The 22,600-nt window shown below is 66.8% G+C and carries 21 protein-coding genes; 4 read left to right on the forward strand and 17 right to left on the reverse strand.

The genetic code is table 11. The annotated features are described in order from the left end of the window. Positions 1–3 precede the first annotated feature (3 nt). The 8 genes from puuE to uraH all read right to left on the reverse strand — a co-directional run bounded on the left by puuE (position 4) and on the right by uraH (position 9,676). Positions 4–930 (reverse strand): allantoinase PuuE, encoded by a 927-nt coding sequence (puuE, locus tag F5544_RS41980; RefSeq protein WP_238846939.1) that lies wholly within the window; start codon positions 928–930, stop codon positions 4–6. After that, positions 927–1,892, reverse strand: a complete 966-nt coding sequence (gene alc / locus F5544_RS41985; RefSeq protein WP_167478271.1) for an allantoicase — start codon at positions 1,890–1,892, stop codon at positions 927–929. The genes puuE and alc overlap by 4 nt, the downstream gene beginning before the upstream one ends. Continuing rightward, the gene (locus tag F5544_RS41990; RefSeq protein ID WP_428847103.1) at positions 1,885–3,126 is read right to left on the reverse strand and encodes a DUF6986 family protein; all 1,242 of its coding nucleotides are present in this window, start codon (positions 3,124–3,126) and stop codon (positions 1,885–1,887) included. The genes alc and F5544_RS41990 overlap by 8 nt, the downstream gene beginning before the upstream one ends. Next, entirely contained in the window at positions 3,123–5,924 is a 2,802-nt protein-coding gene (locus tag F5544_RS41995) for a molybdopterin-dependent oxidoreductase (protein WP_167478272.1), read from the reverse strand. The genes F5544_RS41990 and F5544_RS41995 overlap by 4 nt, the downstream gene beginning before the upstream one ends. Next, complete coding sequence (locus F5544_RS42000) at positions 5,921–6,778, reverse strand: FAD binding domain-containing protein (protein WP_167478273.1); 858 nt, start codon at positions 6,776–6,778, stop codon at positions 5,921–5,923. The genes F5544_RS41995 and F5544_RS42000 overlap by 4 nt, the downstream gene beginning before the upstream one ends. Before the next feature lie 312 nt (positions 6,779–7,090). After that, complete coding sequence (locus F5544_RS42005) at positions 7,091–8,461, reverse strand: 8-oxoguanine deaminase (RefSeq protein WP_167478274.1); 1,371 nt, start codon at positions 8,459–8,461, stop codon at positions 7,091–7,093. Further along, positions 8,449–9,357 carry a factor-independent urate hydroxylase gene (gene pucL / locus F5544_RS42010; protein ID WP_167478275.1) on the reverse strand — a complete coding sequence of 303 codons (909 nt, stop codon included), beginning with the start codon at positions 9,355–9,357 and terminating at the stop codon, positions 8,449–8,451. Before pucL ends, F5544_RS42005 begins: the two co-directional genes overlap by 13 nt. Position 9,358: 1 nt before the next feature. Next, a complete protein-coding gene (gene uraH / locus F5544_RS42015) occupies positions 9,359–9,676 on the reverse strand; it encodes a hydroxyisourate hydrolase (protein WP_167478276.1) in 318 nt (105 codons plus the stop codon). A gap of 317 nt (positions 9,677–9,993) precedes the next feature. Between uraH and F5544_RS42020 the strand changes: the two genes are divergently transcribed. Next, positions 9,994–10,593, forward strand: coding sequence for a nucleotidyltransferase family protein (locus F5544_RS42020; RefSeq protein WP_167478277.1), 600 nt, complete (start codon positions 9,994–9,996; stop codon positions 10,591–10,593). A 15-nt stretch (positions 10,594–10,608) separates the two neighbouring features. Next, on the forward strand, positions 10,609–11,646 hold the full coding sequence (locus F5544_RS42025) for an XdhC family protein (RefSeq protein WP_167478278.1): 1,038 nt from the start codon (positions 10,609–10,611) through the stop codon (positions 11,644–11,646). Positions 11,647–11,658: 12 nt separating this feature from the next. Here the strand turns inward: F5544_RS42025 and F5544_RS42030 are convergent, their stop codons facing one another. The 4 genes from F5544_RS42030 to F5544_RS42045 form a co-directional block, all read right to left on the reverse strand. Beyond that, the gene (locus tag F5544_RS42030) at positions 11,659–12,747 is read right to left on the reverse strand and encodes an ABC transporter substrate-binding protein (protein ID WP_167478279.1); all 1,089 of its coding nucleotides are present in this window, start codon (positions 12,745–12,747) and stop codon (positions 11,659–11,661) included. 95 nt (positions 12,748–12,842) lie between these two features. Further along, positions 12,843–13,640: an ABC transporter permease gene (locus tag F5544_RS42035; protein ID WP_167478280.1), complete on the reverse strand. Its 798-nt coding sequence runs from the start codon at positions 13,638–13,640 to the stop codon at positions 12,843–12,845. Beyond that, the gene (locus F5544_RS42040) at positions 13,637–14,383 is read right to left on the reverse strand and encodes an ABC transporter permease (RefSeq protein ID WP_167478281.1); all 747 of its coding nucleotides are present in this window, start codon (positions 14,381–14,383) and stop codon (positions 13,637–13,639) included. Before F5544_RS42040 ends, F5544_RS42035 begins: the two co-directional genes overlap by 4 nt. Continuing rightward, positions 14,380–15,225: an ABC transporter ATP-binding protein gene (locus F5544_RS42045; RefSeq protein ID WP_167478282.1), complete on the reverse strand. Its 846-nt coding sequence runs from the start codon at positions 15,223–15,225 to the stop codon at positions 14,380–14,382. The genes F5544_RS42040 and F5544_RS42045 overlap by 4 nt, the downstream gene beginning before the upstream one ends. Before the next feature lie 139 nt (positions 15,226–15,364). Between F5544_RS42045 and pnuC the strand changes: the two genes are divergently transcribed. Both pnuC and F5544_RS42055 read left to right on the forward strand, forming a co-directional pair. Beyond that, entirely contained in the window at positions 15,365–16,066 is a 702-nt protein-coding gene (pnuC, locus tag F5544_RS42050; protein ID WP_167479876.1) for a nicotinamide riboside transporter PnuC, read from the forward strand. 115 nt (positions 16,067–16,181) lie between these two features. Further along, the gene (locus F5544_RS42055) at positions 16,182–16,727 is read left to right on the forward strand and encodes a hypothetical protein (RefSeq protein ID WP_167478283.1); all 546 of its coding nucleotides are present in this window, start codon (positions 16,182–16,184) and stop codon (positions 16,725–16,727) included. A gap of 33 nt (positions 16,728–16,760) precedes the next feature. Here F5544_RS42055 and F5544_RS42060 read toward each other — a convergent pair whose 3' ends face one another. The 5 genes from F5544_RS42060 to F5544_RS42080 all read right to left on the reverse strand — a co-directional run bounded on the left by F5544_RS42060 (position 16,761) and on the right by F5544_RS42080 (position 22,552). Next, positions 16,761–17,525 (reverse strand): TetR/AcrR family transcriptional regulator, encoded by a 765-nt coding sequence (locus F5544_RS42060; protein WP_167478284.1) that lies wholly within the window; start codon positions 17,523–17,525, stop codon positions 16,761–16,763. Positions 17,526–17,533: 8 nt separating this feature from the next. Further along, positions 17,534–19,036 (reverse strand): cytochrome P450, encoded by a 1,503-nt coding sequence (locus F5544_RS42065; RefSeq protein WP_167478285.1) that lies wholly within the window; start codon positions 19,034–19,036, stop codon positions 17,534–17,536. Positions 19,037–19,189: 153 nt separating this feature from the next. Further along, positions 19,190–19,981, reverse strand: coding sequence for a DeoR/GlpR family DNA-binding transcription regulator (locus F5544_RS42070; protein ID WP_167478286.1), 792 nt, complete (start codon positions 19,979–19,981; stop codon positions 19,190–19,192). Between the two features lie 150 nt (positions 19,982–20,131). Next, a complete protein-coding gene (locus tag F5544_RS42075) occupies positions 20,132–21,754 on the reverse strand; it encodes an AMP-binding protein (RefSeq protein WP_167478287.1) in 1,623 nt (540 codons plus the stop codon). A 144-nt stretch (positions 21,755–21,898) separates the two neighbouring features. Beyond that, on the reverse strand, positions 21,899–22,552 hold the full coding sequence (locus tag F5544_RS42080; protein ID WP_167478288.1) for a TetR/AcrR family transcriptional regulator: 654 nt from the start codon (positions 22,550–22,552) through the stop codon (positions 21,899–21,901). Between the last annotated feature and the right edge of the window lie 48 nt (positions 22,553–22,600).

The raw sequence follows: 22,600 nt of genomic DNA on the forward strand, positions 1-22,600 counted from the left end.
GGACTATCGGGCCGGGTGGGTTTTCTGCCAGTGGGTGGCTATGTCCAGGCGGCGGGTGATCCAGATTTTGTCGTGGGATTGGATGTGGTCGAGGAAGCGTTCGAGGGCGGCGGTGCGGGCGGGGCGGCCGACGAGGCGGCAGTGCAGGCCGATCGAGAGCATTTTCGGATTGCCTTCCGCGCCTTCGCGATACAGGACGTCGAAGGCGTCACGCAGGTGGGTGAAGAACTGCTCGCCGCTGGGGAAGCCGGCCGGGGAGGCGAAACGCATATCGTTGGTGTCGAGGGTGTACGGCACCACGAGGTGATCGCGGCCCTGCACTTCGACCCAGTAGGGCAGGTCATCGGCGTAGGAATCCGAGTCGTAGACGAAACCGCCGTGCTCGACCACCAATTCGCGGGTGTGCGGCGAATCGCGCCCGGTGTACCAGCCGAGCGGGGCGGCGCCCGTCAGGTCGGTGAGGATGCGAACGGCCTCGGCCATATGGGCGCGCTCGGTCTCCCGATCTACGAGTTGGTAGGACTTCCAACGCAGTCCGTGGCAGGCGATCTCGTGCCCCAGTTCCTGAAAGGCCGCCACCGCTTCCGGATTCCGCTGCATCGCCCGCGCCACCGCGAAAATGGTGAGCGGCAGCCCACGCCGCTCGAACACCCGAAGTACCCGCCACAGCCCGGCCCGCGAACCGTACTCGTACAGCGATTCCATGCTCATGTGGCGATTCGGAAACGCCTCGGCCGGAGTCATTTCCGAAAGAAATGTCTCCGAATGCGCGTCGCCGTCGAGCACATTGTGCTCCGCGCCCTCCTCGTAGTTGAGCACGAACTGCACCGCGATGCGCGCCCCACCGGGCCACCGCGGATCGGGTGGATTCGGCCCGTACCCGACGAAGTCGCGCATCAGCGCACCGGAATCGCCTGCTGCCGTTGTCATTTCACCAACTCCCCGTACAACCGCAGCCGGGCGAGGCCGCCGTCCGGATAGATGTCGAGCCGGGCCTCGTACACCGCGTCGGACGCCGTGACCGGAAATCGATGCCTGGTGTCGGGCAGCAGTTCGACGCGCGATAGCAGCTCCACCTCGGTGCCGTCGGCGGTGCGGCCGGTGAGCCGGGCCGCGCCAGGACTGTTGCCGAGAAAATAGGAGGTATCGATCTCGGCCAAATTGATTCGGCCCCAACCGGCGAGCCGGACTCGCACCCAATCGTTGCCGTCGTCGCGGCGGCGCGCGGTCTCCCAGCCGTCGCCCATTTTCCGGGCCAGCCCCGGATACAGCAGCTGGTTCGGTTCGCTGTAGAAGCGGTTCGAGCAGTCGAGCACCAGCGCGCCGTTCTCGATCGCGGCCAGGTCGAGCGGACCGAGCCCGAGCAGCCGCGGGTCGGGGCGCCCCTCGCCGTGCACCCGCAGCCGGGCCACGCCGCCATCCGGGTGCATGGTGAGTTTCACGTGGGTCCACCGCTTTTCGCTGACCACCGGGAACGGGTTGCGGCTGTCACCGGAGACCGGCGCCCGGTCCACCAGGGTGACCCAATCCATCCGCGCGGCAATGGTTTCCGCGTCGGGATAGCCGTCGATGGCCAGCGCGGACACCGAAACCGCCGGTGGGAAATTGCCTTTGAACCAGGCGGTGTCGACCACGACACCGCGGATCACACCGGGCACCCCGAGCCGGACGATAGCCGCATCGTCACCCGGTTTGCCGCGATGCCTGCGGGTTTCCCAGCCGTCGTATACCTGCCCCTTGTGGCCGAATGTCGACGGGCGATAGTCCGCGGGCCCGGGATTGATCAAATTCTCCTTCTCGGCGAAGAATTCGTCGTTCGCCCAGATCACCGAGCCACCGAGCGGCCGGACCGCTAGATCGGGCAGCAGCGTGAAATCCGGATCGCTACTCATTGTCGGCCTCCGCCGGAACGGGCTCGCGCGCCACCAGCGCCCGCAGCACCTCGGGCGTCAGCCGCGGCGCCATGGCGACCAGTTCGTCGGCCGTGCGCGCACCACAGTTCAGGCCGCGCAATACGGTGGCGGCCAATGCCTCCGCGGTCGCGGGCTCATCCAGCACGCCGCCCGAGCGCCGGGCCAGATACGCCTGCAGACGCGGCACCGCGACATCGATGGCCCTGCGGAAGAAGTCGTAGGTGGCCAGCCACCGGGTGATCAGATGTCCGGGGTGCATATCCCAGCCCTGGTAGTACCCGCGTTGCAGTGCCCGGGTGACCAGCCGGTGGTGATTGCGCAGCGCGGCTTGCGGATCGGCGTCCGGCACGATCTGTGTCGATCCGTCGCATACCCAGACGCCGGTCTGGGCGGCGGCCACCTGCATGACCGCCTTGGCGAAATCGGCGGCCGGATGATCCAGCGCCTGATCGGGTGCGGCGACACCGCAGGCCGCCGTGTAATCGTAGGTACCGAAATGCAATCCGCTGCAGCGTCCACCGGCGGCGCCGATCATCCTGGCGATCGGGACCGTGCCGTCGGCGGCCAGCACCGCCTGCGGACTCTCGATCTGCAGCTCGAAACGTAACGCGCCGTCGGCGAGGCCGGACCCGCGCTCCAATCCCTCACACAGCGCGGCGAACGCCGAAACCTGTTCTACCGCACGGATTTTCGGCACCGTAATAACGAATCCGTCGAGTACGCCACCGGCGGCGTCGAGCACCAACTCCAAGGTCCGCAGCGCGCGGCGACGCTCGTTGCCCGCCAGACCCTTCAGCCGAATGCCGTATGTGGTCGGACCGCTCGGATCCTTCGCCCAGGCGGCGAGGACCGCGCCCGCGGCGGTGGCCGCGGCATCCTCCTGCGCGTCGGCGCGGAAGCCGTAGCCGTCCTCGAAGTCGATCCGCATATCCTGAATCGGGTGCTGGCCGAGGCGTTTCCACACCGTCGGCAGCGATTCCGTGCTGTCGAGCCCGGCAAGCAGCTCGTGCTGGGCATCGAGCAGTTCGGTTGCCGTCCTTCCCCATTCGCGCGGGGTGTCCACCGTGACGCGATCCGCGGCGACATACGCCGTATGGATCGGCTGGGTTCTGCCATCCGGCCCTGGATACCGGGTGCGCAGCTCGGCGTCGACCGCGTCGAGCATCGCATCGATGCGGGCGCGGACGTTTTCGGGGAGCCGTGTCACGGTCACCCTTGTGCTCCTTCCTGGATGGCCCGCCAGATCCGGTCCGCCGTCATCGGCAGCCGGTACGGGCGGACGCCGACAGCGTCGCGAATCGCGTTGGCCAAGGCCGGCGCTACCGGGTTGTAGGGGGATTCGCTCATCGATTTGGCTCCGAGCGGGCCGAGTTCATCGGCGGTTTCGGCGAAATAGACTTCGGTACTGGGCAAGTCGGCCAATTGCGGGATGTGGTAGTGCCGCAGGATATCGGTGGTCACCTTACCGTCCACCGACCGCATATCCTCGTATAGCGCGGTACCGATCGCCTGGGCCACCCCGCCTTCCACCTGACCGCGGCACTGCACCTCATTGAGTACCGTCCCCGCGTCGGCGGATTGGACGGATTGCAGGATCCGCACGGTACCGGTCGCGGGCCGCACCGCCACGCGGAAGGCGTGCACATTGAAACTGACCGAGCGCGTGCTGCCGTCGTGGCTGCCGTGGGCCGAAAGTTCCTCGGCGGTAAGCAGTTCGGCGGGTCCGACGAGCCGGTCGCCGCACCTGACACCATCCGGCGTCAGGTGGCATTCGGCGAGATCGACACCGGTCAGCCGAGCCGCGTGCTTCAACAGCAGATCGTGCAGCGCGAGCGCCGCCGCGTGGACGGCCTTGCCCGCCACGGTGATTCCGGTGGATCCGAACGCCCCGGTGTCGTGCCCCACCAGATCGGTATCGGATTGCCGGATCACGATCCGGCCCGGCTCGGTGTGCAGCGCGGCGGCCGCGAGTTGGGTGTGCACGGTGGTGGTGCCGTTGCCGAATTCCGCGGTGCCGACCCTGACCTCGTAGCGGCCGTCGGGCAGCAGCGCCACGGTGGCGTCGGCGCGGTGGCCACGCGGTGGAATGGTGGCGATCATGGCGACCGCCATGCCGACGCCCACCTGCCAGTCCGGACCCGGTGCGGCAATTCCGTTGCCGCGCAGTAGGGCCCGTTCCGCGAGATCGAGACACTGATCCAAACCGTAACTGCCGAAATTCAGATCCTCCTCCACCGATGCCCCGACGAATCGGTCGCCGGGCACCACCACATTGCGCCGACGGAATTCGAACGGATCGACACCGGCCTTTCCGGCCAGTTCGTCGAAGGCCGATTCGATGCCGAAGATGATCTGGCCGAGACCGTAGCCGCGGAACGCACCCGACGGAATGTTGTTGGTGTACACCGCCTTCGCGTCCACCCGCTTATTCGGGCAGCGGTAAACGCCGATCGATTCGCCGACGCCGTGGAACATCACGCCCGCACTGTGGTTGCCGTACGCGCCCGCGTCGGCGAGCACCTCGACAACCAGCGCGGTGAGCACGCCGTCGCGGTCCGCACCCGCGCGCACCGTCACCCGCATCGGATGTCGGCTTGTGGCGGAGGTGAATTCGTCGGATCGAGTGAATTCGTACTGCACCGGGCGCCCGGTGCGCAGTACCGCGAGGGCGATCAGGTCCTCGGCCAGCATCTCCTGCTTCGCCCCGAATCCGCCGCCGACCCGGGCCGCGAAAACCCTTACCCGATCGCGGGCCAGCCCGAAGATCCGGGCCAGTTCGTCGCGCACCAGGAACGGCACCTGAGTGCTGCACCGGATGACAAGCCTGCCGTCACCATCCAACCAACCGATACCACCGTGGGTTTCGAGGTGGACGTGTTGGGCGCGCGGCGAATACCAGACACCGCTGACCGTATGGGCCGCGGCCGCCAGACCCGCCTCGACATCACCGGTTCCGCCGTGTGCCTCGGCGACCAGATTCCGTTCCCCGTCCGCGATCCGGGCCGAATCCGGTTTGTCGCCGTGCAGTTTCGGCGCGCCGGGCGCGAGAGCCGCCTCCGGCTCGAAAACCGCGGGCAATACCTCGTATTCGACCCGCAGCGCCCGGCAGCCGGCCCGCGCGGTGTCGAGACTGTCCGCGACGACGGCCGCAACCCGCTGACCGATGAATCGGACGGTGCGATCGAATACGTAGGTGTCGTCCGGATCGTCCTCGCGGAGTTCGTGGCGCGCGGTGGAAAACGCGAAATCGGGTGCGTCCCGATAGGTCAGCACCGCGTGGACACCGGGCAGCGCCTCGGCCGCCGAGGTGTCGATGGATACGATGCGCGCGTGCGGATGTGGACTGGGCAGCACCGCGATATGCAGCGGCGCGGTGGGCGGCGCGACCGACGGGTCGGCTCCGGCGGGCGGCACATCGAAGGTGAAAGGCTCCGTTCCGGTGCAGATTCGCGGCCCGGCGGGCGCACCCGGCCCGTTTCCGGCGGGCCGCGCAGCGCACGCTGTGTGGACGGGGTCGGACGCACCTTGGTCGTCCGGCACGCTCGATGCGTTTGTGCCTGTTGATAATTCAGCCGGTTGTCCGGTGAGCGCATCGGTGATCGCGCGATAACCCGTGCAGCGGCACAGGTTTCCCTTCATCAGCTCGGGCAGATCCGCCGGATCGGGCCGACCCGCGTGGCAGCCGAGTCCCGCGGCGGTCACCACCATGCCCGCGGTGCAGAAACCACACTGGAAGGCGGCGTTGTCGACGAAGCGGCGCTGGATCGGATGCGGCTGTTCGGGCGTGCCGAGCCCGGCGGCGGTGGTGATCGACCGTCCGGCGGCGCGGTAGGCGGGAAATATGCAGGAGTGCACGGTCATTCCGTCGACCTGCACCGAGCAGGCGCCGCAATCGCCCGCGTCGCAGCCCTTTTTTACGGCGAAATGGCCCTGTTCGCGCAGGAGGGTGCGCAGGCATTGACCCGGGCGCGGCTCGGCGTCCACCGCACCGCCGTCGACCTCGAACCTCATAGCTGCTCCCCCGGCATATCGCGCAGTTCGTCGGCCACCTCGCGGACCAGCAGCTCGGTGACATGCCGACGCCAATCCGGTGCGCCGTGCGGGTCGTCGAACCACAGCGCCGGATCCAGTGCGGCAACGGCGCTTTCGGCCTCGGCCGCGGACGGGACGGCCGTGAATTCCAGCACCACCGGACGGACGGTTGCCGCGGTGATCGTCAATGCGCAATCGCCATCCGGCATCCGCCGCCCCATCACAACGGATCCGGACCGGCCGAGCGGTGCGAGCGCGATCTTCCGGAATGCGGTGCGCGCCTGCAGCATTCGCAGCGGAACGCTGATCGAACGCAATACCTCACCGGGGTCGAGCACGTTTCGCCCTGGGCTGACCACGAACTCGCGCAACGGAATTCGACGGTCGGTCCCGTCCGGCGCCCACACCAGCGCCACACCGTCCAACGCGGTGAGCGCGGCCAGCACCGCACCGGCCGGCAGCGAAAGACAGATATTGCCGCCGACGGTCGCGGTCCGCCAGATCTTGTGTGAGGCCAGCAGCGCCCGGCAGGACTCGGCGAACAGCGCGGTACCCGGCCAGTCGGCCCGCAGCACCGGGCGACCCAATTCCCGCCCGGGCTCGGATCCGGCGAATTCGGCCAGCGTGCAGGTGGCGGCGATCTCCAACCCCTCGGCGGTTTCGCGGAGCGCAGGCCAGCCGAGCGCGGTGATATCGACCAGCCGGTCGAGGTGATCCTGCGGTTCGGAGAAAAGGAAGGTGCCCCCGGCCAGTACCGCACTCGTCGGCCCGAGGATCGAGAGGTCGGCCCGCTCGCGTGCCACCCGTACCTCCCGGATCGTATCCAGGTCCACTGCTCACCTCACTCACTAGCTTCGCCGCAACACTAGGAGCCTCGAGTTGCCGCGATGTTGCGCGGCAACCGGCCGACATTGCGTCACGGTTACCTCGGCGACCAGCGCCGATACACCAGGACGGCCGGTGTCGTGCCCGGCCCGACATCACCGCCCCGGTGAACCGACCGTAGCGTGCGCGGCCCCGGCGTTGCGACCCGGCTCACATCCGGGACGTGCATCACCGCGGCTCCCGCCCCCCGATCGGTGCGTTGCCCATCGTGCGCTGGAGAACCGAGCCGGTCGAGATTCGAGTACGACCGTGCCAGGTCGCTACCCCGCCTTCGCCACCAACTCCGCCTGCGCCCGCGCCACCTGTCCGCCGACGAACTCCTCGTCGACCGTGCGGACGACGCCGTCGGAAACCACCTCACACCCGTTGACGAGCAGCAGCGCCACCGGTGGCGGCGCGCCGAGCAGCAGTGCGATGACCGGATCGTCGATGCCCGCGTACGCCGGTCCATCGAGCCGCCAGAGCGCCAGATCCGCCAGTTTGCCGACCTCGATCGAGCCGATCTCGGCGCCCCGCCCGAGCGCGCGGGCGCCACCGATCGTGGCCATTTCCAATGCTTTTCGAACGCTCAGCGCCTGCGGACCACCGTGCGCCCTGGCATAGAGCAACGCGGTGCGCGGCTCCTCGATCATCGAGCAGTATTCGTTGCTGGCCGCGCCGTCGACGCCGAGCCCGACCGTCACCCCGGCGGCGACCAGGTCGGCGGTGCGGGCCAGCCCGGCCCCGATCCGGCCGTTCGAGGTGGGGCAGTGCGCGATCGCGGTGTGCGAGGCGGCAATCGAGGCGATGGCCGCATCGTCGAGGTGAATACCGTGCGCGTACCAGACATCTGGGCCCAGCCAGTCGAGCCCGGCCATATATTCGGCGGGCTTGCAGCCGAATACCTCGAGGCAGAACCGTTCCTCGTCCTGCGTCTCGGCCAGGTGGGTATGCAGCCGAACCCCGTATTCCCGGGCCAGCCTTGCGGATTCGCGCAGCAGATCGGTGCTGACCGAGAACGGCGAGCACGGCCCGAGCGCGATGCGCAGCATCGAATCGAAGGAGGTGTCGTGCCAGCGGTCGATCGCCGCGGCGCAGGCCGCGAGCACGGTATCCAGCGATTCGACCACCTCGTCCGGCGGCAGTCCGCCCGCACTCTGCCCGAGATCCATTGACCCGCGGCAGGGTTGGAAGCGCAGACCCACCTCGGCGGCCGCGGTTATCTCGGCGCCGAGCAGATCGCCGCCGTCGCGCGGGAACAGGTAGTGGTGATCGGTGGTCGTGGTGCAGCCGGTGCGTGCGAGCGTGGCCAGCGCACCGGTCGCGGCGATCCGCACCGCATCCTCGTCGATACCGGCCCAAATGGGATAAAGCGTATTCAGCCAACCGAATAACGAATCGTCGGCGGCCAGGCCCCGAGTAATCCATTGGTAGAGATGGTGATGCGTATTCACCAGGCCGGGCGTCAGCAGGCAGCCCGTGCCGTCGACGCGCCGCACGCCGCGGAATTCCGGCGCGGGACCCGCACCGACCGCGCCGATCCTGTTGCCGTGCACCACGACATGGCCGCTGCGGTATTCGATGCCCGCCGCGTCGACGGTGGCGACGGCACAGCCGTCGATGACGAGCGTCGGTTCGTTCACTGCTCCCATGCGGGTCCCGCTTCCGGTGCGTCGGCCCGCTGCACGGTGGCATGAATGAGCCCATAGGGCCGGTCGTCGGCATGGTAGACCTCGCCGCGGTTCTCGATACCGAATCTGGCCAGGTCGTAGTCGAAATGGTGTTTATTGGGCGCGGCGAGCCGGATCTCGGCGAGCACCGGGTGCGCCGTCAGCGCGGCCTTACCCATCTCGAACAGCGTCTGCTGCAGCGCCTTCGAATGGTGGGTCGCGAACGTTTCGGTCAGCCGGGTGAGCACGCCGGTGTAGACGGCATCCCAGTCGATACCATCGGTATCGGCGAAACGCCATTGCGCGACAAGGGAGGTCGCCAGCATCCGGTCGTCGGTCGGTGCGAGCACGGTGAATTCGTCGGTCAGGAACCCGGCGAATTCGGAGCCGGTCGATTTCAGGATGGTCAGATCCTTCACCCCGCCGATCACCCACGCACGCCGCTCGGATCCCTTGCCCGCCACGGTCACCGCCGCCGTACGCACCTCGGGACCGCGCCGCACCCAGGTGTGATCGTGTTCGGCGCCACCGACCGTCACCCGCTGCCACGCGTATTCGTCCACCTCGACCCGGGCGCTGGCGACCGGCTCGATATCGGCGACGAAATGCCCGGCCAGCGCCAGCGCGTAATCCTCGATCGGTTGTGCGCCGGGCTTTTTCGCGTACGCGTACGCGGTCTGCTTCTGTGTGTCGGTCGGCAGCACCTTGGACTGATCACCGGTGACGTACGCGTCGGCGAAATCCCCGCGCAGCACCGTCGAGACGTTGAGGTCGCGGATCTCGTGCCGGGGCGTATCGCGGTAGATCCGCACGATCCGGTTCTCGGCCTTGCCGTATCGGTTGTCGGCCAGCACGATCGGTCCGGTCAGTTCCCGCACATCAACTCCCTCGGTAGGTGGAGAACGCGAAGGGCGAAAGCAGCAGCGGCACGTGATAATGCCGCTCGTCGCCGACGGTGAACGAAATCGAAACCTCGGGATAGAAGGTCTCGATACCGTGTTCCGCGAAATATCCGCCGGTGTCGAACACCAGCCGGTACGCACCCGGCGGCAGATCGGCGGCCAGCGCGCCGATCCGGCCATCCGCGTCGGTGATGGCCGAACTCAATTGCCGCGCACCGTGATACACCGATACCGAGATTCCGGCCGCGGGCGTGCCGCGCATGGCGTCCAGCACGTGCGTGCTCAATGTGCTCATCCGAGCGGTCGAATTCGCTCGGTCGTCGCCGATTCCCTACGCATGAACCGCCTTTCGGTCGGTGGATCGTCGAGCACCCGGATTCCCGGTCGCGGCCGAAGTCCGGCTGCCTGCGCAGACCGAGTTTCCCGCGGCGCGCGCAGCAAACACGTCGGCATCGGCGCGTCGAACCGATGCCACCGATCCAGCATCGAGTACCGCATGCACGCTCGCCACCCGAACAAGCAAGATCACGTTCGGCGTGTCGCGACCGGCCGGAGGAGTTCCTAACATATTTCGGACACCCACCGGCAACCCGGACCGGCTACCGTCTACCCATGGCTGCACTCGACAGCACACCAACCCCTCCCAGCTGCGCGGGCATCGTGCTCGCCGCGGGCGCGGGCACCCGCTACGGCATGCCGAAGGCACTCGCGGAAAACGGCGCCTGGCTGCGTGCCGCGGTGACGGCGCTGCGCGACGGCGGCTGCGATCCGGTGATCGTGGTGCTCGGCGCGACGGGGCCGTCACCGGACGCGGTCGCGCTGCCGGCCGGCGCCCGCGCGGTGTGGGCCGCCGACTGGGCCACCGGGATGGGCGCCTCGCTGCGCGCCGGCTTGCGCGCGGCCGCCGAATCCGGCGTGCGTTACGTCGCGATCATGCCGGTGGATACCCCGGACGTCGGCGCGGACGTGGTCGCCAGAGTGCGCGCCGCCGCCTTCACTTCGCCAACAGGCTTGGCGCGCGCTGTGTTCCACGACACACCTGGACACCCCGTCGTTATCGAGCAAAACCATTGGAACGCGGTTTTCTCGACGGCGGAAGGAGATTCCGGTGCGCGCACCTATTTATCCGGTAACAACGATATGGTGTGCGTCACGTGCGACGACTTGGCGACAGGCAGCGATCGTGACTACCCGGCCGGCGCCGCACGCTGATCGGAGCGAAAACTGATGCGGGACATCGTCGACGACCTACTCCGGCTGTGGCATTCCGGCCGGACCGGTGGCCTGGCCACCATTGTGCGGACCGTAGGAACCGACACGTTTCCGGTTGGCTCGGCCATGCTCGTCGGGCCGGAGGGTCAGGCATACGGCACCATCGGCGGTGGCCCGCTGGAGGAAACCGTCTACGAGGCGGCATTTCAGGCCGCCCGAATCGGCCATCGCGGATTGCAGCGGTACGCGGTGGCCACCGGCCGGGAGACGAGTTCGCTCGGCGACGGCACGGTCGATATCTTCACCGAGCCGTTCTCCCGCCGCGACTTTCCCGAATTCCCGACGGTGGCCGCGGAAATCGCGGCGCACCGGCGGATCACCGTATTCACCGTCGTGTGGAATGCCGATCCCGATGTGATCGGCCAGCACCTGATCACCGACAAGCGGCACGGCACCGAACTCATCGCGCTGCCCGAATCGGATGTCTTCGTCGCCTCGTTCGCACCGCCGCCGCGGCTGATCATCTTCGGCGCCAACGCATTCGCCGCCGCGCTCACCACCCAGGCGCGGCTCATCGGCTACCGGGTCACCATCTGCGACGCCCGGCCCGACTTCGCGTCGTCGAGCGCGTTTCCGGGTGCCGAGGTGGTGACCGACTGGCCGCACCGCTATCTGAACTCCCTATCGGCTGCCGGTGAAATCGATTCCAGCACAGCCATTGTCGTGCTCGCACACGATCCCAAGTTCGAGATCCCGCTGCTGACCATCGCGCTCCGACTACCCGAGCTGGGTTATCTTGCCGCACAAGGTGATTCGATAACCCACGGCAGAAGGATGGAAGATCTGCGGGCGGGCGGCTTCGACGAGGCGACGCTGGCCCGCCTGCACTCCCCCGCCGGACTCGATCTCGGCGCGCGCACCCCGGCCGAGGTCGCGGTCTCGATCATCGGCGAACTGCTCGCCGCCCGCTCGGGACGCACCGGACGCGCCAGATCCGCCCCACAGCCCCCGCCCGCCACAATCGCGAAAGCCCCAGCGCGAATGGGGCTTTGACGAATCCGTCGGCTACTTCAATTCCGGATGCTCGGCGAACAGCTCGCGCAGGACCGACAGATCGAAGAGCTTGTCGGCCTTGATATCGATCTTGGCACTCTTCAGGGCGGCGACATTCTGCTCGATCAACTGATCGGTCATGGTGAACAGCCCGTTCGCCTTGGTCTCCGCCGAGGCGACCAGACCGTTCTGCGCCGCGGCCTCCTTCGTCTGCTCGGCCAGATCCAGTTTCTGATCCTTGCCGTACACCTCGACCGCGAGCCGGGCGGCCTCGGCCGAATCGGCTACCGCATCCTTCCAACCCTTGATCTCCGCGATCAGGAAGGCCTTGAGCTTGTCGCGCTCCTTGTCGATGGTGGACTGCTTCACCGTCAGCGTCTCCGCGACCAGCGGCAGGTTGTAGTCCGCGAAGAGGAAGTTGGTGTTCTCGAATCCCTTGGCCGTCAACGTAATCGGTTCGTTGGTCACATAACTGACCCAGCCGTCGACCTCGCCGTTGGCCAGCGGGCTCGGATCGAATTGCGCGGGCACGATGGTGACATCGCCCGGTTTCATCCCGTTGGCGGTGAGCAGCGCGTTGAAGATCAGCTGGTTGCTGTCCTGCACACCGATCTTGCGGCCCTTCATATCCTGCGGATTCTTGATCGGCTTGGCGGCGGAACTGACGATGCAGAAAGGGTTCTTCTGGTAGGTGGTGCCGATGATCTTGGCGGGCAGGCCCTCCAGCACCGCGGGCGCGGTGGTCTGCGGGGCGGACATGCCGATCCAGATCTTGCCGGTATCCAGGCCCGCCTCCACCGAGGTGCTCGCCGCGCCGCCCGCGATGAGATTCACCGAACCGAATCCGGCGTCCTTGTAGTAGCCCTTGGAGTCGGCGAAATATTCGCCGGCGAATTCGATGTTCTTCAGCCAGGACAGCTGCACCGCGACGGTGCCGTATTTGGATCCGTCCGCGGACGAGCCGCTCGACGATCCGCCGGAACCACCGCACGCGGCGAGCAGTCCACTGCCGCCGAGCGCGGCGCCGGTCAGCGCGGAATAACGAAGAAAGGCTCGGCGGTCCAGGTTCGGCCCGAACGAAGAGCGTTGCACGGGTGTCATGGGCCGAATCTAGGGGGATTTCGTTTCAAATTCTTTGCTTTCGAGTTCCGGATGTAAATTTCGCGCGAATCGGCCCGGGCCATCGGATGATCCCATCAACGCCCGGCGTCCGGGCCGAAACGGGCCAGGACCAGGTTTTCCACCACGCCGACAATCGCGTACAGCACCACCGAGACCAGCGTGACGATGACGATCGATGCCCACAGCCGGTTGTATTGGAAGGTGGGGATGGCCCGGATCAGGGTCGAACCCAAACCCGTTCCGCTGCCGAGCCATTCGCCGAGCAGGGCGCCGATCAACGCACCCGGCACCGAGATTCGCGCCGCGGCGAATACCGAGGGCAGCGCGGCGGGCACCGCCACCATCCGCAGCCCGGTCCAGCGCGAACCGCCGTATGCCGCAACGAGATCCAATGCCTGCCTCGGCGCGTTGCGCAGACCCGCCATGATCATCACCAGCGCCGGGAAGAATACGACGATCGCGGCGAGCACGGTGACGCCGACCAGCCCGCGCCCGAAGACGAGCACGATGATCGGCGAGAGCGCGACCAGCGGCACCGAACGCAGCAGCATGGCCACCGGCATGAAGGTCTGTTCGACCGCAGCGACCGAAACGAACAGCGCCGCGACGACGAGCGCGGCGAGCATGCCGACGCCGAAGCCGATCGCCGCGTCCCGCAGGGTGATCTGCAGATCGTCCAGGATCGCCTGCCGCACCGTCGGGGCGCTGTCCGAACTCACCAGATACCGCCAGATATCGGCGGGCGTCTTGCCGACCCGCGGACCGACCTGCGGAAATGCCTTCAGGAAGACAATCCAGATGATCAGCATCAGCACCAGCGAGGTGAGCAGCGGGAACAGGAACAGCCCGATCCGCCGTAGCGCGTTCTTCATCGTGTCTCCTGTGCCGTCCACGGCGCGACGAGCCGGGCGGCAAGCGCGACGATCACGTAGCCGAGCCCGGCCAGCGCAGCCGCCGCCAAAGCCATTCCCCAGGTGCGCGGCACGTTGTACGCCGTCTGCGCCGCGGTCAGCGCGACGCCGATACCGCTGTCGACACCACCCAGATATTCGCCGATGATCGCGCCGAGCACCGCCGATGGCGCGGCAATCTTCAAGGCCGCGAAGGTATTCGGCAGCGCCGCGATCAACTGCACCCGGTACAGCCGCTGCCAGCGGCCGCCGCCGTACGCGCGCACCAGGTCCAGGCTGGTGGCATCGGCCGAGCGCAGACCGGTGACCGTGCCGACCATGGTGGTGAAGAAGCAGTACATCGCCGCCAGGAACACCGTCGGGGTGCGCCCGCCGAAGACCACCAGGATTATCGGCCCCAGCGCGAGCAGCGGCGTGCAGTAGCTCAGAATGGCCAGCTGAGTGGCCAGCGATTCGATCGGCGGGATCAGCATCACCAGGATCGCCAGCCCGATGGCCAGCGCATTACCCCATACGAAACCCTTCAGCGCGCCGAGCGCGGTGATCCGGAAATTCGGTCCGTACAGGCCCCAACCGTCGGTGTACATGGTGTGCAGCACCTGCCACGGACTCGGGATGGTGCCGCCCGCGACGCCGAGCGCCGCGACGATCCACCAGATGGCGACCAAGCCGGCGATGCCGAGCGCTCCGCCGAGGCGTTTCATGACCGGCCGTCCTGATCCGTTGTGGCGCTGGGTGTTTCGGTGACCACACCGCCGGTGCCCGACTTGCCGAAGAGCAGCTCGGATAGATAATCGTGCAGTTTGTGGAATTCCGGGGTCCGCATCATCTCCGGTAGTCGCGGACGCGGCAGATCGATCTCCACCAGCTCCAGCACCCGGCCCGGCCGCGGGCTCATCACCGCGACCACGTCGGAGAGGAATACCGCCTCGGCGATGCCGTGCGTGACCATCAGTGTGGTGGCGGGCTTTTCGGTCCAGATGCGCAGCAGTTCCAGGTTCAGCCGCTGGCGGGTCATATCGTCCAGCGCGCCGAACGGCTCGTCGAGCAGCAGTACCGTCGGCTTCATCACCAACGCCCGCGCGATCGAAACCCGTTGGCGCATACCGCCGGACAGCTGCGCGGGCTTGGCCTTCTCGAAACCCTCCAACCCGACCAGCCGGATCAGGTCGGCGATCAACCCGGCATCCGTGCCCATCCCCGCCACCTGCAGCGGCAGCTTGATATTGGATTCGACTGTGCGCCAAGGCAATAGCGCCGAATCCTGGAATGCGATACCGAGCTCGTGGTGTCCGCGCAGTTCGGCCGGGGTCTCGCCGTTGATCAATGCCTTACCCGAGGTCGGCGTCTCCAGACCGGCCAGGATGCGCAGCACGGTCGATTTGCCACAGCCGGACGGGCCGAGCAGCGAGAGGAACGCCCCCTGCTCGGTATGCAGGTCGACCGAATCCAGCGCCTGCACCGTGCGCCTGCCGACCTTGAAGGTTTTGGTCAGCCCGCTGATGTGAATACCTGTCCCCCCGGCAGGGCTGCTTTCCGTACTCATGCAGGCAACCCTAGAAGGGGTCGGTTGCGCGGATATTGCAAATCGCCATCCCAGATTGCGCGGTCGTTACGTCGACGCCGATTTCCGCAGGCCGCGCCCCGGCCGGATGAAACCGCCGCCGACTCCGGTTACACAACAGGTGAATCCTCTGGTCGCGCTGCTGGACGCCAAACTGCACATCGCGGGCTCGGAGATCCTCTGGCGCGAGATCATCGGCAATGCCTTCGGGGTGGCCTCGGCGGTCGGCGGGATGCGCAGGCGGGTGTGGGCGTGGCCGGTAGGCATCGCCGGGAACGCGCTGCTGTTCACCGTATTCCTCGGCGGCGTCTTCGATACGCCACAGCATCTGAATATGGCGGGGCAGGCCGGGCGGCAGCTGATGTTCATCGCGGTCAGCGTGTACGGCTGGTGGCAGTGGTACCGGCATGCGCGCATCGATACGGGACTGGAGCATCGCGGCGTCGACCCGCGCTGGGCCTCCATGCGCGAGCGATTGTTCCTTGTTGTCGCGATGCTCGCCGGGACCGCGCTGTTCGCTCAGCTATTCCAGGCGCTCGGATCATATGGGCCTTGGGCCGAAGCCTGGATCTTCACCGGATCGGTACTCGCCACCTACGGTATGGCGCGCGGCTGGGCCGAATTCTGGTTGGTGTGGATCGCCGTCGACATCGTCGGAATTCCATTGCTGCTGAAAGCGGGTTATTACCCTTCCGCAACACTGTATTTCGTGTACGCCGGGTTTGTGCTGTGGGGATTTGTCGTGTGGGCCAGGAACCTTCGTTTCCGGAACGTTCCAGGGCGGAACCCCAGCAACGTTCCAGAAACGGTGGCGGACAGGTGAATCGACGCGGTTGAGGGCCGTCGCCAACGGCTCGGCGTGTTGCATTTTGGCGTGTCGGCAAACCCGCGTGTAGCTTCCGTCATCGAAATATTGTTCGAACGAGTTAGGGGGAAGTATGACCAATCAGGATCTAGCAGAACGCGTCGGTGCGCTGGAGAGCCGTGTAGAGGAGATGGGAGAGAAGTTGGAGCGCACGGCCGATATCTCCCGCGAGGCGCATAATGAAGCGATGGCCGCCAAGGATGCCCATCATCAGAACATCGCGTTGCTCAATGCGCTCCGGGTAACCCAAACCGAGCAGGGCTCGGTTCTGGCGGAACACACGAAAATGCTTAAAGAGCACCAAAAAACCCTGGACGAGCACACCGTGATCCTCGGTAAGCTCACGCTCGGTATGCACAAGATCGAAGCATTGCTACACAGCCAAGAAGAGCTGTTCGAGAAACAGGATGCGCGGCTCGACCGGCAGGAGGAGTTGTCGCGGACGACGAGCGGAAGACTCGACACGATCGATACCAGGCTCGAGGCAATCGATACAAGGTTCGAGGCAATCGATACAAGGTTCGAGGCAATCGATAGCCGATTCGAGTCCATGGACTCCAGGTTCGACGTCATCGAAACGCTGATTCGCAAGCACTTCAACGATCCAGTAGAGAACTGATCGACGGAGTAGGGCGCGGGATCATCCCGCGCCCTACTCTGTTGGTTCAGCCTCGACCGGTTGATCGGCGGCGGTGGAGAGCAGCTTGCTGAGCACGGTGCCCACCTGAGCGGTCCGGTCGAAGTGATAGCCGAGGTCGGCGGCGTGCCCCGCGTAGAGGTGCCAGACCGATGAAGTCAGCAGGCGGGCAATGGATTCCTGGTCGGGACGCGCGGAATCGTCGGGGGTGCTGAGGTATTGGGTGATCACGCCTTCGACCAGCCCCGCGACGCCGTACACCAGCGGGCGGTACCGCGTGACATCGATGGCGAGCATCGATGTCCACGAGGAGAAGGTGTTCCACAGTGTTTCCGCGACATGCTGACGCCCGATCAGCGGGCTGGTCTCGTCGGCGGCGTGCCCGTGTACCAGTCCGGTCTGACCGAACCGGTACAGCCGAGGATGGTCCGCGGCCCAGCGCACCACCGTGCGCATCACCGCGAGGATGATCTCCTCGGAATTCTTGGCCGGATCGAGTACCAGCACCTCCTCGATCGCGGCCGTATACCGATCCAGAATGAACTCGCGGATTCGCGAATCCAGATCCTCCCGGTTCTCGAACTGCCGGTAGACCACCGAGCGGGCCAGTCCCGCCCGCTCGGCGATCTGTTGAATCGAAACCTCGACGCCCGGATCGTTTTCCTCGAGCAGCTCCACCGCCGCCTCGAGGATGCGGGTCTGCCGCTCGGAATTGTGTTCCCGCCAGCGCTGACCGCCCCCGCGTCTGCGATGGGTACGCATATGGACGGGCGGCTTCACGGTCCCGACTATACGGCGGTGTCGGCGCGCTCCTGCTGCGGCAGGAATCGCGGACGCATCGGCAGCGGCCCATCCGGACCGCCGGTGAACGAGATCTGCCTGCGCACCCTGGTATCGGAGACGGCATCGAACTCGAGGTGCTGCGCGAAGGTGGCCACCACCATGGTCGCCTCCAAACTGGCGAAACCCGATGCGACACACATCCTTTTGCCCGCGCCGAACGGCATGGTCGCCCGCTTGTGCGCACGCTCCACCTGCTCCGGCAGGTAGCGGCTGGGATCGAATTCCTCCGGCCGGTCCCACACCCCCGCGTGATGGTGCACGCCGTGGATGACGATCGCGATGGTATCGCCCGGTTTTATCGGGTAGCCGCCGATCACGTCGTGATCCTTTGCGGTCCTTGCCAATCCGATCACCGGCGGCAGCAGCCGCATGGTCTCCATGATCACGGCCTGGGTCCACGGCAGCCGGTCCAGATCCTCGGCGGTGGCCCGCCGCGAGCCGAGTACGGTGCGCACCTCGTCGCGCAGCCGGTCACGCGCCTGCGGATGTTCCGCGAGCAGCTGCCACACCCAGCTCAAAGCCGTTGCGGTGGTTTCCATTCCGGCGCCGATGAAGGTCATCAGCTCGTCGTGGATCTCCTGATCGCTGTAGCGGTAACCGGTTTCGGGGTCCTCGGCATCCATCAGCAGGCTGAGCAGATTGTCCTTGCGCGCGATCCGGCCGTTGCGGGCGTCGGCGATCAAACCGTCCACCACCCGCTCGGCATGGCGCAGATCGCGCATGCTCCGCGGTTCGATCACCCAGCCCGCCGCACGCATGACCCGCATCGGCAGCCTGCTGTTCGGGTCGCGCCGCTGCAACCAGGTCGCGATGTGGTGAATCGGATGACTGAGATTGGTCATGAATCCGCGACCGAAGAAGCGCAGCAGTCGCCACAGCACCACATCGGACATGGGCCCGGTGATATCGGTGCCGAACATGGTGCGGGCGGTGACATCCAAAGTGAGCCGGTTCATTTCGGCGCCGACATCGACGGTCCCGTCGGCGGCGGCGAGCTCCCGGATCCGCGCCACCGCGTCCTCGGCGGCCTCGACCATCACCGGCGCGAACCCATCCACGTTGCGCTTACCGAAGATCGGCTGCACCAGGCGCCGATTGCGTTGCCACAGTTCGTCGTTCAGGTCGGTAACGAGTCCGCGCCCGAAGGCGACGGCGAGCATGTCGTACTCGGGACTCTTCATGTAGTTGTTCTGATTGGTGACAAGCACGTGCCGCGCCAGCTCCGGGCTGCGCAGGACGATGAATTTCTTGAACGGCACCCGCGCGACGAGCACATCGTCCGGCCCGGGCAGCGCGGCGACGTAATCGACCACGGTGTGGTCGCGCACCCGCGGCAGCACCTTCAGCGCCAGCAACCAGGAACGCCACCAGCCGATCTCGGTGCTGTGCCAGCGGATGAAGGTGGGCGCCCAGCGCGGTGGGTGCAGGGTGGTATCGACATCGGACATGGCTCGGTCCCCTTGCCGTGAGCTTTATATGGGACGACGCGTCCCACTAAGGCTAGTGAGACACCGTGACCCAGTCAACAAGCGCTTCGAGCCCGGCCCCGCTAGGCACACCCGTCACCCGACCGCCACCCCTCATCGAATCGCTACGCGATGCTAGACAACATCGACCCGCACTCCCGTCGACCGAATCGCGGCCAGCGCGACCGGATCCGCCGCGGCATCGGTGATCAGCAGGTCGACCTCCTCGATCGGACAGATCCTGGCCAAGGCCGTCTTCTCCAATTTGTCCGCGGTGGCGACCACGATGACGTGGTGCGACCGCCGCACCATCTCGGTATTCACCCCCGCCTCGTCGATATGTCTGCACTGCGCGCCGCCCGCCGCGGAGATGGCGTTCACGCCGAGGATCAGCTCGTCCAGATGCAGCTCCGCCAGCGCCCGCTCGGCCAGCGGACCGTGCAGCTCATAGGATTCGCGGCGGGCCACCCCGCCCAGACAGATGGTCCGCAGATGCGGTCGCAACACCATCTCGCCCGCGATATTGAGCGCGTTGGTCACGATGGTCAGTTGATCGTCCGCCGACTTGCCGAGATCGGGCCGCCCGGCCAGCGCCCGCGCGACCGCCGAGGTGGTGGTGCCGCCGTTGAACCCGACCACCGCACTCGGATCCACCAGTGCCGCAGCGTATTCCGCGATCCGCTGTTTCGCCTCGCCGCCGGTCTGCCGGTAGCGGGCCGGCAGGTCGTACGCCACCGAGGTGGCGACGACGCCGCCGTGCGTGCGGGTGGCCAGCTGCTGTTCGGCCAGCGCGGTGAAATCGCGCCGCACGGTGGCCGGTGAGACCCCCAACCGCTCCGCGGCGTCCTCCACCGAGAGCCTGCCCGATTCGGCGAGCAGTTCCAGCAACCGATTCCATCGCTGCGGCCGATCCGTCGACCCGGTCATTTCCCGCCACTCCGCTCGCCGCGACCTGCCATTTCTGTACGCACGCGAACAATATGACCACAGCGCGCCGCACGACCGCGCGAAATCCGGCTCGGCGGCGCATGTCCAAGGCGGCCCCACAGCGAAGATCGTAGGTACCGCCGAGACGGCTCAGCCGGCCGACAGATCCCCGCGCAACAGTTTCCCGGTACTCGTCCGCGGCAGTTCGTCGACGAAGGCGACCTCTCTCGGCACCTTGAACCGGGCCAGATTCGCCTTCACATGGGCGCGCACCGCGTCGGCGTCCAGCGCGGCGCCGGGCCGTCGGACCACGAAAGCCGCCAGCCGCTGGCCGAATTCGTCGTCGGGAACCGCGACGACGGCCGCCTCCGCGATATCCGGGTGCCGGTAGAGCAGTTCCTCCACCTCACCGGGAAAGACGTTTTCGCCGCCGGAGACGATCATGTCGTCATCGCGGCCGTCGATGAACAGCCTGCCGCCCGAATCCCAGTGCCCCACATCGCCGGAGGACAGCAAACCGTCGATGCTGTCTTTGGTGCCGCCGCCCGAGTAGCCGCCGAACGAGAGCATGCTGCGCACATAGATGGTGCCGCGGCGGTCGGGTTCGGTTATCACGCAACCGTTTTCGTCATAGAGTCGCACGGTGCACACGGTCGGCGGCCTGCCGACGGTGCCCGGCGCGGCGCGCCAGTCCTCGGGGGTCGCGACGGCGGCGACGCCGACCTCGGTGGAGCCGTAGAAGTTGTAGAGCACCTCACCGAACATCCGGACCGCGGCATCGCCCAACGCGGCGGGCAGTGCCGAACCGGCGCTGAAAATCACTTGTAGGCTTGATGTTTCGTACTTGGCGAGCACCGTCGGCCCGAGCTCGAGTATGCGGCGCAGCATGGTGGGCACCAGTACCAGCACCTCGGCGCGGTGGGTGTCGACCGCGTCCAGCGTCGCCTCGGCATCGAATCGCCTGCGCAACACCACCGTCGAGCCCAGGGACAGCGCCAGCATGAACTGGTTCAGGGCCGTACCGTGGAACAGCGGCGCGGCCAGCACCGCGGTCTGGTTGCGGCGCAGTGGGATTCGTTCCAGCAGGGCGGCGGCCGCCAGCGGCGAGCGCACCTCGCGCGGGACACCCTTGGGCAGGCCGGTAGTGCCGCCGGTCAGTAGCACGAAACCGCCCTGCCGGATGGGCGGCGGCAATTCGTCCGCCGCGTGGTCCGCGATCAGCTCATCGACCGATGGAATACAGTCGACCCCGGCGTCGTCATGCGCGGCGAGCACCCGCCGGATCTCAGCGGGCAACTCCGCCAGCAAGCCGTGGAATTCCTGGTCGTACACCACGGCGTGCACACGCTCGCGCACCGCGACATCGGCCAGCTGCGGGCCGGCGAAGCCGGTGTTGAGCAGCACCAACCGCGCCCCGATCCGCGCGGTGGCGAGCATGGTGTCGACCAATTCGCGACGGTCGCGGATCAGCGTGGCGACCGTACTGCCCGGCCCGAGGCCCAGGCCGAGCAGACCGCGGGCCAACGCGTTGGCCCGCGCCTCCAATTCGCGGTAGGTCAGCGGGCCGAGCTCATCGATCACCGCGACCCGGTCCGGCTCCCGCCGCGCCGAGATGCGCACCGGCCCGGCGATCGCACCGTACCGCCGCACCGCCCGCGCCGCTCGGGAAATCTCCAGTGGCGCAAGCAGATTGATCATCCCGGCGCGCTGCAGCACACTCACCGCATGCGCGTTGACGGTCGCCGCGCGCACCGCGCTGCCGATGGCGGACATACCCGCTCCCTCCCGTGAATCGTCGCCCGCCACGTACCGGTGCGGGCGGTACCGACTCTAGAGAATTCCGAGCCAATTCGGCAAGACATCTTTTCAGATACTTTGCGCAGAATCGCTCGATCCCCTCTGGGACGAATTCGAAAATCAGGCCATGCCAAGTCCAGAATTGACGAAATACGCGATCTCATCGCATATTTCGTCGACTGAGACAGTGGTGTCGGGCAGCGTGGTCTGCACCAATTCCTGGGCCAGCGAGTTCACCGCGCCGATCACCGCGAGCGCGAAAAGGTCGAAACGCCGCGCCTTGATCTCCCCGCGTTCCACCGCCCGCTCGGCCTCGCTGGTCATCAGCGCGGACAACAGCCTGCGCTGCTGGCGCCGCCAATTCTCCACGGCGGGACTGACTCCGACCACTTCGACATAACACACCCGGGCCGAGCGATGATCGGCGCAGGTTACCTCCAGGTATGCCCGGAATCCGTGCACCACCCGATCGGCCAGCGGTTCGCCCTCGGATTTCTCCAGGGCGGCCAATGCCCGCTCGACGGCATGCGAGGTCGTGCGATTCACCAGCGCGATGAGCAGCGCTTCGCGGCTGCCCATATCCTCGTAGAAGCTGCGCGTGGAGACATTGGCCTCCGCACACAACTTTTCGATCGATGTCGCGGCATAACCCTGGGTACCGAATAACTCCAACGCCGCATCGATCAATCGCGTCTGCCGCTGTGCTACCCGCTGCTCCTTGGACAGTCCGCCGTAGCTGCGACCGTCTTTGGTTTCGTCATCCCGCCGTGCCACCGTTCGATGCTACCGCGCAATGCGGCCCGGCTCCGGCATCCGCGCCGC

The sequence above is a fragment of the Nocardia arthritidis genome (genome assembly GCF_011801145.1).
In the GTDB taxonomy this organism is placed as follows: domain Bacteria; phylum Actinomycetota; class Actinomycetes; order Mycobacteriales; family Mycobacteriaceae; genus Nocardia; species Nocardia arthritidis_A.